Raw genomic sequence first — 14181 nt, 5'->3', positions numbered from 1 at the left:
AAACAATAATGAAAGATTTCAACAACAAAACCATCGTGATCACCGGCGCCGGTTCCGGCATGGGCCGTGCCTATGCGCTGGAGTTCGCCAGACTGGGCAGCAAACTGGCACTGAATGACTTCGATGCCAGCGGGCTGCAGGAGACCGTTGCACTGCTCAAGGGCACGCCGGCCAAACGCGTGCTCAGCAAGGCCTTCGATGTCGGCGACAAGAACGCGATGAATAGCTTCGCCAGCGAAGTGAAGGCCAAACTGGGCAATGCCCACGTGATCATCAACAACGCCGGAGTAGGCGGTGGCGGTCAGCCGGTGTGGGCGATGGACGACCAGAGTTACGAGCGCACCCTGCAGATCAACTTCTTCGGTGTGGTCTACGGCACCCGCGCCTTCCTGCCGCAACTGCTGGACAATGGCGAGGGGGCCATAGTCAATGTATCGAGCGTGTTCGGCCTGGTCGGCACACCCAACACCTCGGACTACTGCGCCTCCAAGTTCGCCGTGCGCGGCTTTACCGAATCGCTGATGGTGGAGTTGCAGGAAAGCCCGCTGTCGGTGCATCTGATCCATCCGGGCGGCATCAATACCAACATCGCCAAGGGCGCGCCGAACGGCGAGGAATTCACCCGCAAGTTCCTCAAGACCGACCCCGCCGATGTGGTGCGTGAAGTCATCCAGTGCATCCGTTCCGGCAAGCAACGCCTGGTCACCGGCCATCAGGCACTGCCGCTCTGGCTGATGTCCTGGGGCATTTCACTGGAGAAGCGCAACCGCCTGCTGTATGCCCAGTTCAGGAAACTGCTGGATCCGAAGGTCTATGCCAGGGTCTGGCGCAAGGCGCCCTGAGCCGCGCCCGCCTCAGCCAGACTGACAACGCCACAGCGATAGTGATGGAGCAGATCATGCACAACCGAATCAGCAACCCGGACCGGGTTCAGCCGCGCGAGAACATCGACTTCAAGCTGGACAGCAGCATCCCGCGCTACTGGTGGGAAAACGATCCTTACAAGACCCGCATGATGGACGCCATGCAGCTGTATTTTCCCGATGGCGAGCGTTATTTCATCACCTGCGTGCGACATTACCGCGAACGCATCAGCGATCCTGTCCTGAGCAAACACGTCAGGGATTTCACCCGCCAGGAAGCCCAGCACGGCATCGCCCATACCCGTTTCAACAACCTGCTGAAAGAGCAGGGCTTGCCGGTGGATAAAATGCTGGCCATGCAGAAGAAGCGCAACAGCTTCTGGCTCAAGCATTTCTCGCCGGAATTCAACCTGGCCCTGACCGCGGCTTTCGAACATTTCACCGCCCTGCTCGCCGAAGGCTTCTTCGCCCGCAAGGCAGTCATGCAGGGCGCCGACCCGCGCATGAAGGCGCTGTTCGCCTGGCACGCCATTGAAGAGATGGAACACAAATCGGTGGTGTTCAACGTCATGACCACCGTGGCCCGGGTGGGCTATTTCAAGCGCTGCGCAGCGATGATCTACGCCACCCTGGACATCTCCTTCGAGACCTATCGCAGCACCGACATGCTGCTGCAGGCCGACGGCTTCGGCTGGCTGCAGCGCAAGCGCCTGCTGCTCAGCCATCTTGGCTGGATGTACGGCCGCAACGGCGTATTCGGCTCGTTCAGCAAGCAGATTCTCGCCTATATGAAGCCGGACTTTCACCCCGATGACATTCCGGTCGTGCACAACTATCCGGACTGGATCCAGGCCTGGGAACGCACTGGCGACCCTGGCCAGGCCTGCGCGGCACTGGTCGCCGCTGCGCACTGAGTCCGGCCACGCACAAAGCGCTGCCCGGGGAACGAGCCTCAGCGCCGTCTGAGAAAGCGGATCACCAGACCATCCAGCCAGCCCCAGAGGCGCTGTTGCAGACGCTCGGACCAGGGCAATGCCCGCCACTGCTGCAGGGTGGTTTCCGCGCTGGTGGCGAAGTCGGCAAGGAAGCTGGCCTCGACCGCCTGACTCAAGGGCGCATCCACTGCCTCCAGATTGGCGTCCAGATTGAAGTGCAGGTTCCAGTGATCGAAATTGCACGAGCCGAGGCTGACCCAGTCATCCACCAGTACCATCTTCAGATGGCTGAAGCGCGCCTGGAACTCGAAGATGCGCACGCCGGCACGCAACAGCGCCGGGTAGAAACGTTGCCCGGCGTAGCGCACCGGCTGATTGTCGGTGTGCCGGCTGGTCAGCAGCAGGCGCACATCCAGCCCGCGCGAGGCGGCCTTGCGCAGGGCGCGGCGGACTTTCCAGGTCGGCAGGAAATACGGTGTGGCCAGCCAGATGCGTTGCCGGCTGCCCTGCAACGAGTGCAGCAGCGAGTGCAGGATGTCGCGATGCTCGCGGGCACTGGCATAAGCCACCCGACCCCAGCCGTTGCCCATATGGGGTAGCGCCGGCAATTGCTGCAAACTGGCCGGCGCAGGTGCCTGCCAGGCCTTCGCCGCATCGGTGGCCTGCCACTGGATATCGAACAGCGCCTGCCAGTCAGCCAGCAGCGGGCCGCGCTGCTCGACCATGACTTCGTGCCAGTCACTCTGCGCCTGGCCGGGCCGCCAGAAGGCATCGGTGGCACCGGCACCACCGACATAGCCCAGGCAGCCATCGACCAGCAACAGTTTGCGATGATTGCGATACAGGTTGCGCACGCCGTGGCGCCAGCTCAGCGGGTTGTACCAGCGCAGACTGACCCCCGCGCGGATCAGCCGTTGCCGGTCGGCACGATTCAAGCCCTGGCAGCCGAAGTCATCCAGCAGGCAGCGTACCGCCACCCCCCGTGCCGCCGCAGCTACCAGCCGATCGAGCAGGGCCGTGGCACAGGCGCCGCTGCTGACCAGATACAGTTCCAGGTCGATACAGCTGCGCGCCTGATCGATGGCCTGCAGCATGCGCGGAAAAAATACCGCTCCGTCAATCAGCAACTCGAACTGGTTGCCGCTGCGCCAGGCAAAGACCTCGGCCATCAGCGCTCGGTAAGAATCAGCACGGCAGTGACTGGCACCGCCTGGCTGACACTCTGCAGCCCGACGCTGCGGCGCAGGCTGTCGACTACCGGACCCAGACCGAAGTCCGTCACATCCAGCACTACCGGGCTGAGGGTGACGACCTGAAAACGGTGGTCATCCAGCCGGGTGATCAGCAGCTCGGTGTTCAACACTTTTTCCTTGCCAAGCAGCGTGAGGGTTGCCGGTACGCTCAGCTCCATCTGCGCGCCGGGGGCCAGCTTGCTGATCGGCTGCAGCTCAAGCCGGGCATGCACCTCGGCATAGGGAAAACGGCGGCTTGCAAACAGCTCCTTGCGCAGACGCTGGTCCTGCAGCAGCGAGCCGGTGCGCAGCGAGTCGATTTCTATCTGCAGGCGCACATGGCCTGCCGGGTCGACATCGCCAAGCAGACCGAAGAAGCGGCCGACATCGGTTTGCTGCGCATCTTTGCTGGCAATGAAGGAAACCCGCGAAGACTCGGCGTCCACCCGCCAGTCGGCCCAGGCCGGCTGGACGGCAAGCAGCGCAAGGAGAAAGGCAAAGACTCTGTGCATAGATGACTTCTTCAAAACCATGTCGGGAATAGCGCCCGGCAAGCAGCTGGCGCAAATGTGAGTGACAAACGCGCGCCCTTGCCGCTTACCCGCAGGCTATTGCGGCAAGGCATCCGCCTGGTCCAGCAGCCGGCAACCCAGCCTTGGCCCCAGCCAGGCAGCCGTGTTGCTGCGGCCCAGACCGCTGGCGGTGACATGCTTGTGCTGCACGTCATCGAAAAAACCGCTCAGGGGAATGAACTGCTTCGAATAGCTAACGCAGTAATCGGCCGGGTTATCCATCACATAGCGACAGGAGCAGTACTCCTTGGCGGTGTAGGCGCTGATGATATCGGGGAACGCAGCCAGATGGACACGGTTCTGCCAGCCCAGCCCGAGCAGCACCAGCAAGGCCAGTACCAGCACGGCAAGAATCGGATGGCGCTTGATCATGGTTGTACCTCACCGGCAAAAGCGGCCTGGGCCAGCTTGAGGAATTCGTTGTGCTGATAGCTCTGATCGCGGTCATCGGCATAGCGCACGATCACCAGCTTCTGTTCCGGCAGCACGTACAGGCTCTGCCCCCAGTGACCCAGCGCGGCAAAGGCGGTGGGCGGCACATCCGGCCACGGCTTGGGCGCGCCCTCGAAGGCCAGGTTCAGCCACCACTGGCCACCGGGGACTTCCTCGCCAGGGCCGCCGGGCTTGAAATCGGCAAATGGCGTCAGGCTGAAATCGACCCAGGCCTTGGGCAGCAACTGCCTGTCGCCCCAACGCCCGTCGCGCTGCATCAGCAAGCCGACCCGCGCCAGATCACGCGCGGTCATGTAGGCATAGGAGGAACCGACAAAGGTGCCGCTGCCATCGGTTTCCCAGACGGCGGAGGTGATGCCCAGCGGCTCGAACAGCGCGGTCCACGGATAGTCGGCATAGGCCTTCTCACCGACCATGCTTTTCAGCGTTGCCGCAATCACCGTGCTGTCGCCGCTGGAATAGCGGAAGCGCGTTCCCGGCGGCACTTCCTGATTATGCGCGACGGTAAAGGCGCCCATGTCATCACGACCACGGGTATACAGCATCGCCACCACCGAGGAGCGCAGCGGCGCCAGCTCGTAACCTTCCTCCCAGTCCAGTCCGGAGGCCCAGTTGAACAGGTGGCCCATCTTGGTCTGCGGATGTGCCGCAAACGGCGGGTAATGTTCGGCCACCGCGTCACTGAGCTTGAAGCGCCCTTCGCCGTAGGCAACGCCCATGACCGCACCGATCAGGCTTTTGCTTACCGACCAGGTCAGGTGCGGTGTGCTTACTGTCGTTGGCCCGGCATAGCGTTCATAGATCAGCTGGCCATCGCGAATCACCACCACCGCATCGGTACGCACGCCGGTCGGATTTAGGTCATCACGGGCAGGAAAACTGTAGGCCTCGAAGGCCTCGAGTGCTGCGCTGGCAGGCGTTGCAGCGCGCTCCCAGTCAGCGGCGGGCCAGGATTCAGCCTGCAGCAACGGCGCCAGCAGGCAAAGCCCGGCGGCCAGTGACAAATGGCGAAGGCGGTGGTTGGACATTGCGATAGCTCGGTCAGATAGAAGGAACGCAGCCTAGCACGGCAGATTTGTGCCTCGACAGTACAGAACACGCCGACCGGCTCCGCGTCTGGCGCGTCAGGTCAGCACCGGCAGCGGCCGGACCAGGCGGATAGCACTGGTGGACAGCTCGCAGGCATAGGCCAGCACCTCTACCCCGGCTTCGCGGGCCTGCGCCAGGGCGCTGGCATACTGCGCATCGATTTCCGCTGCCGGGCGCACCGCCTCGACCCCGGACAGATTCACGCAATACAGCTGCAGCGCCCGCACACCCTGCTCGGCCAGCCGGGTCAACTCACGCAGATGCTTGCTGGCGCGCTCGCTGCGCGCATCGGGGAAAGCAGCGACCGCCGAATCAGCGAAGCCCAGGGTGACACTCTTGACCTCGATATAGGCCGGCCCCGCGGCAAACTCCAGGACAAAATCCACCCGGCTGTTTTCCGTACCGAAGCGCACTTCTCGACGCAGCGCGGTAAAGCCGTTCAGCTCGCTGATCACCCCGGCGCGCAGGGCTTCCTCGACAAGTCCATTGGCACGATTGGTATTGATGCAGGCCAGCCGCCCCTGCGGCGTTTCCACCAGTTCCCAGGTGCCCGGCAGTTTGCGTTTCGGGTCATTCGAGCGGCTGAACCAGAGCCGCGCACCCGGGCTCAGGCAATTGAGCATCGAGCCGGTATTGGGGCAATGAATGGTCAGCTGCTGGCCATCGGCTGTTTCGATATCGGCCAGAAAGCGCTTGTAGCGCTGCAGCAGACGCCCTTCCTGCAGCGGCGGATCAAAGCGCATCGGGACGCCAGCTTTTCAGGCCACGGGCAATGCGTTCGACGGCCTGCTGCAGGCGCTGCAGGTTCTGCGTATAGGCAAAGCGCACATGCTGACCGGCCCTGTGCTGGCCAAAGTCCAGACCAGGGGTAAAGGCCACGTATTCGGTTTCCAGGAAGTGCCGGCAGAAAGCCTGGGCATCGCCACCGAAGGCGGAAATATCCGCGTACAGGTAGAAGGCACCCTGCGGCTCGACGGCAATCCTGAAGCCCAGTTCGCGCAGGGCCGGCAGCAGGTAGTCGCGGCGCTGGGCAAACTCGTGCCGGCGCCGCTCCAGAATCGCCAGGGTCGCCGGCTGAAAACACGCCAGCGCAGCGTACTGGGCCACGCTCGGCGCACTGATATAGAGATTCTGTGCGAGCTTTTCCAGATCAGCCACCGCATCCGGCGGCGCGACCAGCCAGCCAATTCGCCAGCCGGTCATGCCGAAATACTTGGAGAAGCTGTTGAGCACGAAGGCATCGTCATCCACTTCCAGCACGCTGGCGGCATCACAGCCATAGGTCAGCCCGTGGTAGATCTCGTCCACCACCAGATGACCACCACGCAGCTTGAGGCTGGCTGAAAGTGCCGCCAGCTCTTTCCGGCTCAGCAAAGTACCGGTCGGATTGGCCGGTGACGCCACCAGCGCGCCGACACTGTTGCTGTTCCAGTGCTGATTGATCAGCTGCGGATTGAGCTGGTAGCGCTCCGCCACCCCGACCGGCACCAGTTGCGCCGACGCTTCGATCAGGCGCAGGAAGTGCCGGTTGCACGGATAGCCGGGATCCGCCATCAGCCAGTGCTTGCCCGGATCGACCAGCAGACTGCTGGCCAGCAGCAGTGCGCCCGAGCCGCCGGGGGTAATCAGGATACGCTGCGGGTCGACCGGGTGGTGATAGCGCTCGGCATAGAACCCGGCAATCGCCTCGCGCAATTGCGGCAAGCCGCGCGCGGCGGTGTAGCGCGTATGCCCTGCAGCCAGCGCATCCTGGCCGGCGGCAATGATCGGCGCGGCGCTGCTGAAGTCCGGCTCGCCGATCTCCAGATGGATCAGATCATGCCCGGCAGCCTGCAACTCGTTGGCCCGTGCCAGCAGTGCCATGACATGAAAAGGTTCTATGGCACGACTGCGTGCGCTGTATACCCGGGACATTGGCCTATCCTTGTGTGATTCAGGCTGCGATTCTACCCAAGCCGGCACGCCAGACCAGCAACGACGACAACCGGCAGTAGCGCTTAGCGGTTCGATCTGCTAATTTCGCGCGCTTGCAATCGCAGGGCCCTCGCTATCTTCGGGGATTTTCCTGCGCAGTGAATTAGAAAAAGTGAGAGGCGCTTAATCCATGCCCACCAAAGAAAAAGCCAAGAACACGCTGCTGACTTCAGGTCCTGCACCCTATAAAGAGAAAAAGGGCGAGGAATACATGGGTGAGCGGATGCGCGCGCATTTCACCAGCATTCTGCAACAGTGGAAGCTCGAACTGATGCAGGAAGTAGACCGCACCGTGCATCACATGCAGGACGAGGCCGCCAATTTCCCCGATCCGGCCGACCGCGCCAGCCAGGAAGAAGAGTTCAGCCTGGAACTGCGCGCCCGTGACCGCGAGCGCAAGCTGATCAAGAAGATCGACCAGACCCTGCAGCTGGTTGAAGACAACGAATACGGCTGGTGTGATTCCTGCGGTGTGGAGATCGGCATCCGTCGCCTGGAAGCCCGCCCGACAGCGACCATGTGCATCGATTGCAAGACGCTGGCAGAAATCAAAGAGAAACAACTGGGTTCCTGACCCACCCACGGGGCGCTTCGGCGCCCCGCTTCATTTGTGGGGTTTGCTTTTGACTGGCCTGAAGACCGTGCAAGATCGAATCGCTTTCCTCGGCCTGTGGCTACAGGTTGCGCCTTGCACGGCGCCTCACTTTTCTTTGCTTGTGCAAAGCAAAGTAAGCAAAAGAAACACACCCCGGCATCCGGGTCTCGCTGCGCTCGACTTCCCTCACTGCGGTACCGTTCCGAGGGTCGTCTCGAAGGGCCATCCATGGCCCATCGTTCCTCATTTGGCATCCATGCCAAATGCCCCTCTGCACGGCACCTCCGTTTGGCCTGCTGATGGGGACAGGAGGACACACCGCATCTTTTGCGTACGCCTGAAACAAAAGTGCTTCAAGGCTGCACGAACTGAGAGTCCCGTCAGGAGGGTGAGCGGAATCGGTGTGGAAGGGGTTGAGCGACATGGATGTCGCGAGAGCCGCGATGGGCCAGGGACGGCCCTTCGCGGCGTGCCCCTGGAGCGCCGATGGAGCGAACGAACCCGGAACGTAGCGCAGCGAAGTGATGGGCCGTATGTCGGGTGCCCTTCTTTTGCTTACTTTTCTTGGGCAAACAAGAAAAGTGAGGCGCCGTGCAAGGCGCAACCTGTAGCCCAGTGCCGTGGAAAGTGTGGCGAAACTTACCGTCACCCGCGCCAGCACGGAACAATCAGCTCATGACCACCCCCCCTTATATCGGCCGCTTCGCCCCCACCCCCAGCGGCTACCTGCACTTCGGTTCGCTGGTCGCTGCGCTGGCGTCCTACCTCGACGCCCGCAGCGTCGGCGGCCAGTGGCTGCTGCGCATGGAAGACCTCGACCCGCCACGGGAAATTCCCGGCGCCCGCGACGAAATCCTGCGCAGCCTGGAAGCCTGCGGCTTTGAGTGGGACGGCGCCGTGCTGCTCCAGAGTGAACGGCATAACGCTTACCAGGAGGTCGTCCAGCACCTGCTCGCCCAGGGCCTGGCCTATGCCTGCACCTGCTCGCGCAAACAGCTTGAAGGGCATGGCGGCATCTATCCGGGCACCTGTCGCAACGCCAACCACGCAGTCGCCGGCGCGGCCATCCGCATTCGCGTGCCCGAGCTGGAATATCACTTTACCGATCGCGTGCAGGGTTTTTATCGGCAGCATCTGGCTCGTGACGTGGGTGATTTCGTCATCCGCCGGCGTGACGGGCTGTATGCCTATCAGCTGGCCGTGGTGCTCGACGACGCCTGGCAGGGCATGACCGACATCGTGCGTGGTGCCGACCTGCTCGACTCGACGCCGCGCCAGCTGTATCTGCAGGAACTGCTCGGCCTGCCGCAACCACGCTATCTGCATGTACCACTGATCGTGCAGGCCGATGGCAACAAGCTGGGCAAATCGTTTCGCTCGCCAGCCCTGCCGGCCGCCGCAGCCGCCGCGCAACTCTGTCGTGCCCTGCGCGCCCTCGGCCAGCAGCCGCCGGCTGGTCTGGACCAGGCAACCGCGCAGGAAACTCTTGTCTGGGGCACGAGCCACTGGCAGGCTGAACGCATTCCGCGCCAGCTCCATCTGGCGGAACAACAGTTGCGCTGAACGGCTGTAACCTCCCGGCAACCGTCCCTGCTGCATCCTCCGACTGAAAGCGGTGTCTGGCTTGTGCCCTGCTGCTTCCGCTACCATCGGCTGAACGCCCATCCGAGAGCACCCATGCAAATCTACCGACTGGTCCTGCTACTGGCAGTGGGCATCTATCTGTTCTCTCCCGCCATCGTCGACTGGTGGGCGAGTATCGGTAGTGTCTGGTACCGGCCCTATTTGTTGTGGCTGATACTGATTCTGGCGACCTGCGTGCTGCAGAGGCAGAACGATGCCGATGAGCTTTAGTTTCGGCCAGCTGTTACTGGTCAGCGTCAGCTATCTGCTGACCCTGTTTGGCGTAGCCTGGCTCTGCGAACGGGGTTTCGTCCCGCAAAAAATCGTGCACCACCCGGCGATCTACACACTGTCGCTCGGGGTTTACGCCAGTGCCTGGGCTTTTTATGGCTCGATCGCCCTGGCCCAGCAGTACGGCTACGGCTTTCTGGCTTACTACATGGGAGTGGCCGGCGCCTTCATGCTCACGCCGGTCATGCTGCAGCCGATCCTGCGCATCACCCGTACCTACCAGCTGGCCTCGCTGGCCGACCTGTTCGCCTTTCGTTTCCGCAGCACCTGGGCCGGCGCGCTGACCGCCCTGTTCACCCTGCTTGGCGTACTGCCGCTGCTGGCCCTGCAGATCAAGGCAGTCGCCGATACCGTCGGCATCCTGACCCGGGAACCGGTGCAGGAAACAGTGGCGCTGGCGTTCTGCGCACTTATCGCACTGTTCACCATTCTGTTCGGCTCACGCCATATTGCCGCACGGGAAAAGCATGCAGGGCTGGTGTTCGCCATTGCCTTCGAGTCCGTGGTCAAGCTGGTAGCCATTGCGGCCATTGCGCTCTATGCCATCTACGGCGTGTTTGGCGGTCTGGAGCGACTCGAGCTGTGGCTGAACATGAATCAGAACGTACTCGAGCACATGCGTACGCCAGTTGAAGATGGCGCGTGGCGCACCCTGCTGCTGGTTTTCTTCGCCTCGGCGGTGGTCATGCCGCATATGTTCCACATGATCTTCAGCGAGAACCTGCATCCGCGCGCCCTCGGCACCGCAAGCTGGGGACTGCCACTGTTTCTGCTGCTGATGGCGCTGGCCGTACCACCGATTCTGTGGGCCGGTCTGCACCTGCAGGCGAACACGGCACCGGAGTACTACGCGATCGGCATCAGCGTCGCCTCCACAAGCAGGCTGCTGACCCTGCTGGCCTATGTCGGCGGCCTCTCAGCCGCCAGCGGACTGATTATCGTGCTGACCCTGGCACTCTCCGGCATGGCCCTCAACCATCTGCTCCTGCCGCTCTACCAGCCGCCGGCCAATGGCAACATCTACCGCTGGCTGAAATGGACGCGCCGCGCCCTGATCATCCTGATCATCCTCAGCGGCTATGGCTTTTACCTGCTGTTCGATAATAAACAGGCCTTGAGTGCACTGGGGCTGAGCGCTTTCGTCGCCACCCTGCAGTTTCTCCCCGGTGTGCTGGCGCTGCTGTACTGGCAGGCGGCGAACCGCCAGGGTTTCATTGCCGGGCTGCTGACCGGCATGGGCATCTGGCTGGCCGGCAATCTGTGGCCGCTGCTCGACCAGTCCGGGAACATCGCCTTGCTCGTGCTGGATATGCGCATGACGCTGAACGACGACAACTGGCACCTGACCGCCATTGGCGCACTGGCGGCCAATGTGCTGGTGTTTGCGCTGGTTTCATTGTTCAGCAAAACCAGCGCGGAAGAGGCCGGCGCGGCCGCCGCCTGCACCCTGAACAATGTCAGCCGGCCGCAGCGGCGGGAGCTGCAAGCCCTGTCACCGCAGGAATTTGCCAGCGAACTGAGCAAGCCACTGGGCGCCATCATTGCCCAGCGCGAAGTGGAGCAGGCCCTGCGCGATCTGCACCTGCCTTTCGATGAAAGCCGGCCCTATGCCCTGCGCAGGCTGCGTGACCGCCTCGAAGCCAACCTCTCCGGACTGATGGGACCGAGCGTAGCGCAGGACATGATCAACACCTTCCTGCCCTACAAATCCGGCCCCGAGGGCTCGGCCAGCGAAGACATCCAGTTCATCGAGAACCGTCTGGAAGATTACCGCTCACGCCTGACCGGTCTTGCTGCCGAGCTGGACGCACTGCGCCGCTATCACCGGCAGACACTGCAGGAGCTGCCGCTGGGCGTCTGCTCGCTGGCCAAGGACCGGGAAATTCTCATGTGGAACCGGGCCATGGAGGAACTGACCGGCATTCCTTCAGAGAACGTTGTCGGCTCGCGCCTGGACTCCATTGACGAGCCCTGGCGCAACCTGCTGCAAGGCTTTGTCGAATTGCGTATCGAGCACCTGCACAAGCAACACCTGGAGATACACGGGCAGTTGCGCTGGCTGAATCTGCGCAAGGCAGTCATCAACGAGCCACTGGCACCGGAGCACAGCGGCCTGGTAATTCTGCTGGAAGACCTCACCGATACCCACCTGCTTGAAGACAAGCTGGTGCACTCCGAACGTCTGGCGTCCATTGGCCGGCTCGCCGCCGGGGTGGCACACGAGATCGGCAATCCGGTCACCGGTATCGCCTGCCTGGCGCAGAACCTGCGCTATGAGCATGAAGAGGACGCCGAGGTGACGGAGATCAGCAGCCAGATAGTCGAGCAGACCCAGCGAATTTCGCGGATCGTGCAGTCGCTGATGAGCTTTGCCCATGCCGGCCCGCAGCAGCAGGTAGAAGAGCCGGTGTGCCTGGCGAATGTTGCCAAGGAAGCAATTGCCCTGCTTTCGCTGAACCGCGAAAGCGTGGATGTCGAGTTTTTCAACCTGTGCGACCCCGAGCACTGGATCAAGGGCGACCCGCAGCGGATTGCGCAGATCCTGATCAACCTGTTGAGCAACGCCCGCGATGCTTCTTTACCGGGCGGCACCATCCGCGTCAGCACCAGCGCTACCGAGCATCAGATCGAGCTGGCCGTGGAGGACGAAGGCAGCGGCATCTCCAAGGAGATCGCGGGACGTTTGTTCGAGCCCTTTTTCACCACCAAGGACCCTGGCCGGGGCACCGGGCTGGGTCTGGCGCTGGTCTATTCGATTGTGGAAGAGCATTATGGACAGATTGCCATCGACAGTCCCCTGGACTCACTCAAGCAACGCGGCACGCGCTTTCGGGTGACACTACCCAGATTTCAGGCCACGGTGGAACAGGCTGCGCCGGATTGAACCGCCAGCCAGGCCGCTGATTGAACTACCGTATCGGCCAACCGGGTTGCCTTGCTCAACCGGCCGGATGAACTGCAAAGATTGGGACCGTCATACAGACCGTCGAGAGAATTGAAACAATGCCACACATCCTGATCGTCGAAGACGAAACCATTATCCGATCTGCCTTGCGCCGTCTGCTTGAGCGCAACCAGTACCAGATCAGCGAAGCGGGCTCCGTTCAGGAGGCCCGGGAAAACTTCAGCGTGGCGGATTTTGACCTCGTCATCAGCGATCTGCGCCTGCCCGGCGCGCCCGGAACAGAGATGATTCAACTGGCGCAAGGCAAGCCGGTACTGATCATGACCAGCTATGCCAGCCTGCGCTCGGCTGTCGACTCGATGAAGATGGGCGCTGTCGACTACATCGCCAAACCCTTCGATCACGATGAAATGCTCCAGGCCGTGGCGCACATCCTGCGCGAGCATCAACACAAAGCCCGTAACCAAACGCCGGAAAAGCTGGCGGAAAACCCGGCGACTGCTGCCCGGGACGATAATGGCGAAATCGGCATTATCGGCTCCAGCGCCGGCATGCAGGCGCTCTACGGAAAAATCCGCAAGGTCGCACCGACCAGCTCCAACGTGCTGATTCAGGGCGAGTCCGGCACCGGCAAGGAACTGGTCGCGCGCGCCCTGCACAACCTGTCCAAACGCTCGCGTGCACCGCTGATTTCGGTGAACTGCGCAGCGATCCCCGAATCATTGATCGAGTCCGAATTGTTTGGCCATGAGAAAGGCTCGTTCACCGGCGCCAGCGCCGGGCGCGCCGGACTGGTAGAGGCTGCCGACGGCGGCACCCTGTTCCTCGACGAAATTGGCGAACTGCCCCTCGAAGCCCAGGCCCGATTGTTGCGCGTGCTGCAGGATGGCGAAATTCGCCGGGTAGGTGCGGTGCAATCGCAACGGGTGGATGTACGTCTGATCGCGGCCACCCACCGCGACCTGAAAAACCTGGCAAAGACCGGACAGTTTCGCGAAGACCTGTATTACCGCCTGCATGTGATTTCCCTGCAGCTGCCAGCTCTGCGCGAGCGCGGCGCCGACGTGATGGAAATAGCCCAGGCATTTCTGGCACGGCAAAGCGCTGTCATGGAACGCCCCGAGCTGCGCTTCTCCGCCCTCGCCGAGCAGGCTATTCGCCTGTATAGCTGGCCCGGCAACGTACGCGAACTGGAAAACGCCATCGAGCGCTCGGTGATTCTCTGCGAAGGCACGGAAATCTCGGCCGACTTGCTGGGCATTGATATCGCCCTGGATGACCTGGACGAGCCACAGGACCCGCCAGCGGAAAAATCCCCGGCAGCGGGCAACAGCGATCCTGCCGAAGACCTGTCACTGGAAGACTACTTCCAGCATTTCGTGCTCGAACATCAGGAGCACATGACCGAAACCGAACTGGCGCGCAAGCTGGGCATTAGCCGCAAATGTCTCTGGGAGCGCCGCCAGCGCCTTGGCATTCCCCGCCGCAAGACGGGCGCTACCAGCTCCTGAAGCCCGCCACCCGGGTAACATTGCCTCCCCCCATGCCAGCCCGATCTGTTACCCGTGAAAAATACGTAGTAACAAATTCCGCAACCTCAGGTAACAAACTGACTTAATTTCAGTGTCATAAAATCCCGCCATATTTTA

General features: G+C 62.2%; 13 protein-coding genes. 7 read left to right on the top strand and 6 right to left on the bottom strand.

What is annotated here, in order from left to right:
- Positions 1 to 8: 8 nt before the first annotated feature.
- Both BLT89_RS03010 and BLT89_RS03005 read left to right on the top strand, forming a co-directional pair.
- Positions 9 to 842 carry an SDR family NAD(P)-dependent oxidoreductase gene (locus BLT89_RS03010; protein WP_090193030.1) on the top strand — a complete coding sequence of 278 codons (834 nt, stop codon included), beginning with the start codon at positions 9 to 11 and terminating at the stop codon, positions 840 to 842.
- Positions 843 to 898: 56 nt separating this feature from the next.
- The gene (locus BLT89_RS03005) at positions 899 to 1777 is read left to right on the top strand and encodes a metal-dependent hydrolase (protein WP_157718773.1); all 879 of its coding nucleotides are present in this window, start codon (positions 899 to 901) and stop codon (positions 1775 to 1777) included.
- A 38-nt stretch (positions 1778 to 1815) separates the two neighbouring features.
- Here the strand turns inward: BLT89_RS03005 and BLT89_RS03000 are convergent, their stop codons facing one another.
- The 6 genes from BLT89_RS03000 to BLT89_RS02975 all read right to left on the bottom strand — a co-directional run bounded on the left by BLT89_RS03000 (position 1816) and on the right by BLT89_RS02975 (position 7058).
- Complete coding sequence (locus tag BLT89_RS03000) at positions 1816 to 2970, bottom strand: phospholipase D-like domain-containing protein (protein ID WP_090193028.1); 1155 nt, start codon at positions 2968 to 2970, stop codon at positions 1816 to 1818.
- Positions 2967 to 3542 (bottom strand): YceI family protein, encoded by a 576-nt coding sequence (locus BLT89_RS02995; RefSeq protein ID WP_090193027.1) that lies wholly within the window; start codon positions 3540 to 3542, stop codon positions 2967 to 2969. Before BLT89_RS02995 ends, BLT89_RS03000 begins: the two co-directional genes overlap by 4 nt.
- Positions 3543 to 3638: 96 nt before the next feature.
- Positions 3639 to 3974 (bottom strand): amidase, encoded by a 336-nt coding sequence (locus tag BLT89_RS02990; RefSeq protein WP_090193026.1) that lies wholly within the window; start codon positions 3972 to 3974, stop codon positions 3639 to 3641.
- Positions 3971 to 5083: a serine hydrolase domain-containing protein gene (locus BLT89_RS02985; protein ID WP_090193025.1), complete on the bottom strand. Its 1113-nt coding sequence runs from the start codon at positions 5081 to 5083 to the stop codon at positions 3971 to 3973. Before BLT89_RS02985 ends, BLT89_RS02990 begins: the two co-directional genes overlap by 4 nt.
- A gap of 96 nt (positions 5084 to 5179) precedes the next feature.
- Positions 5180 to 5887: a DNA/RNA nuclease SfsA gene (gene sfsA / locus BLT89_RS02980; protein ID WP_090193024.1), complete on the bottom strand. Its 708-nt coding sequence runs from the start codon at positions 5885 to 5887 to the stop codon at positions 5180 to 5182.
- The gene (locus BLT89_RS02975; protein WP_090193023.1) at positions 5877 to 7058 is read right to left on the bottom strand and encodes a pyridoxal phosphate-dependent aminotransferase; all 1182 of its coding nucleotides are present in this window, start codon (positions 7056 to 7058) and stop codon (positions 5877 to 5879) included. The genes sfsA and BLT89_RS02975 overlap by 11 nt, the downstream gene beginning before the upstream one ends.
- A gap of 190 nt (positions 7059 to 7248) precedes the next feature.
- Here BLT89_RS02975 and dksA point away from each other — a divergent pair, with 190 nt between their 5' ends.
- The 5 genes from dksA to BLT89_RS02950 all read left to right on the top strand — a co-directional run bounded on the left by dksA (position 7249) and on the right by BLT89_RS02950 (position 14043).
- Positions 7249 to 7692, top strand: a complete 444-nt coding sequence (gene dksA / locus BLT89_RS02970; RefSeq protein ID WP_090193022.1) for an RNA polymerase-binding protein DksA — start codon at positions 7249 to 7251, stop codon at positions 7690 to 7692.
- A 696-nt stretch (positions 7693 to 8388) separates the two neighbouring features.
- Positions 8389 to 9276 (top strand): tRNA glutamyl-Q(34) synthetase GluQRS, encoded by an 888-nt coding sequence (gene gluQRS, locus BLT89_RS02965; RefSeq protein ID WP_090193021.1) that lies wholly within the window; start codon positions 8389 to 8391, stop codon positions 9274 to 9276.
- 114 nt (positions 9277 to 9390) lie between these two features.
- Positions 9391 to 9567, top strand: coding sequence for a hypothetical protein (locus tag BLT89_RS17785; protein ID WP_090193020.1), 177 nt, complete (start codon positions 9391 to 9393; stop codon positions 9565 to 9567).
- A complete protein-coding gene (locus BLT89_RS02955; protein ID WP_090193019.1) occupies positions 9551 to 12511 on the top strand; it encodes an ATP-binding protein in 2961 nt (986 codons plus the stop codon). The genes BLT89_RS17785 and BLT89_RS02955 overlap by 17 nt, the downstream gene beginning before the upstream one ends.
- Positions 12512 to 12630: 119 nt before the next feature.
- Complete coding sequence (locus tag BLT89_RS02950) at positions 12631 to 14043, top strand: sigma-54-dependent transcriptional regulator (protein WP_090193018.1); 1413 nt, start codon at positions 12631 to 12633, stop codon at positions 14041 to 14043.
- Positions 14044 to 14181: the final 138 nt, after the last annotated feature.

The sequence above is a fragment of the Pseudomonas pohangensis genome, assembly GCF_900105995.1.
In the GTDB taxonomy this organism is placed as follows: Bacteria; Pseudomonadota; Gammaproteobacteria; order Pseudomonadales; family Pseudomonadaceae; genus Aquipseudomonas; species Aquipseudomonas pohangensis.
This window is presented reverse-complemented; position numbering and strand designations above follow the sequence as displayed.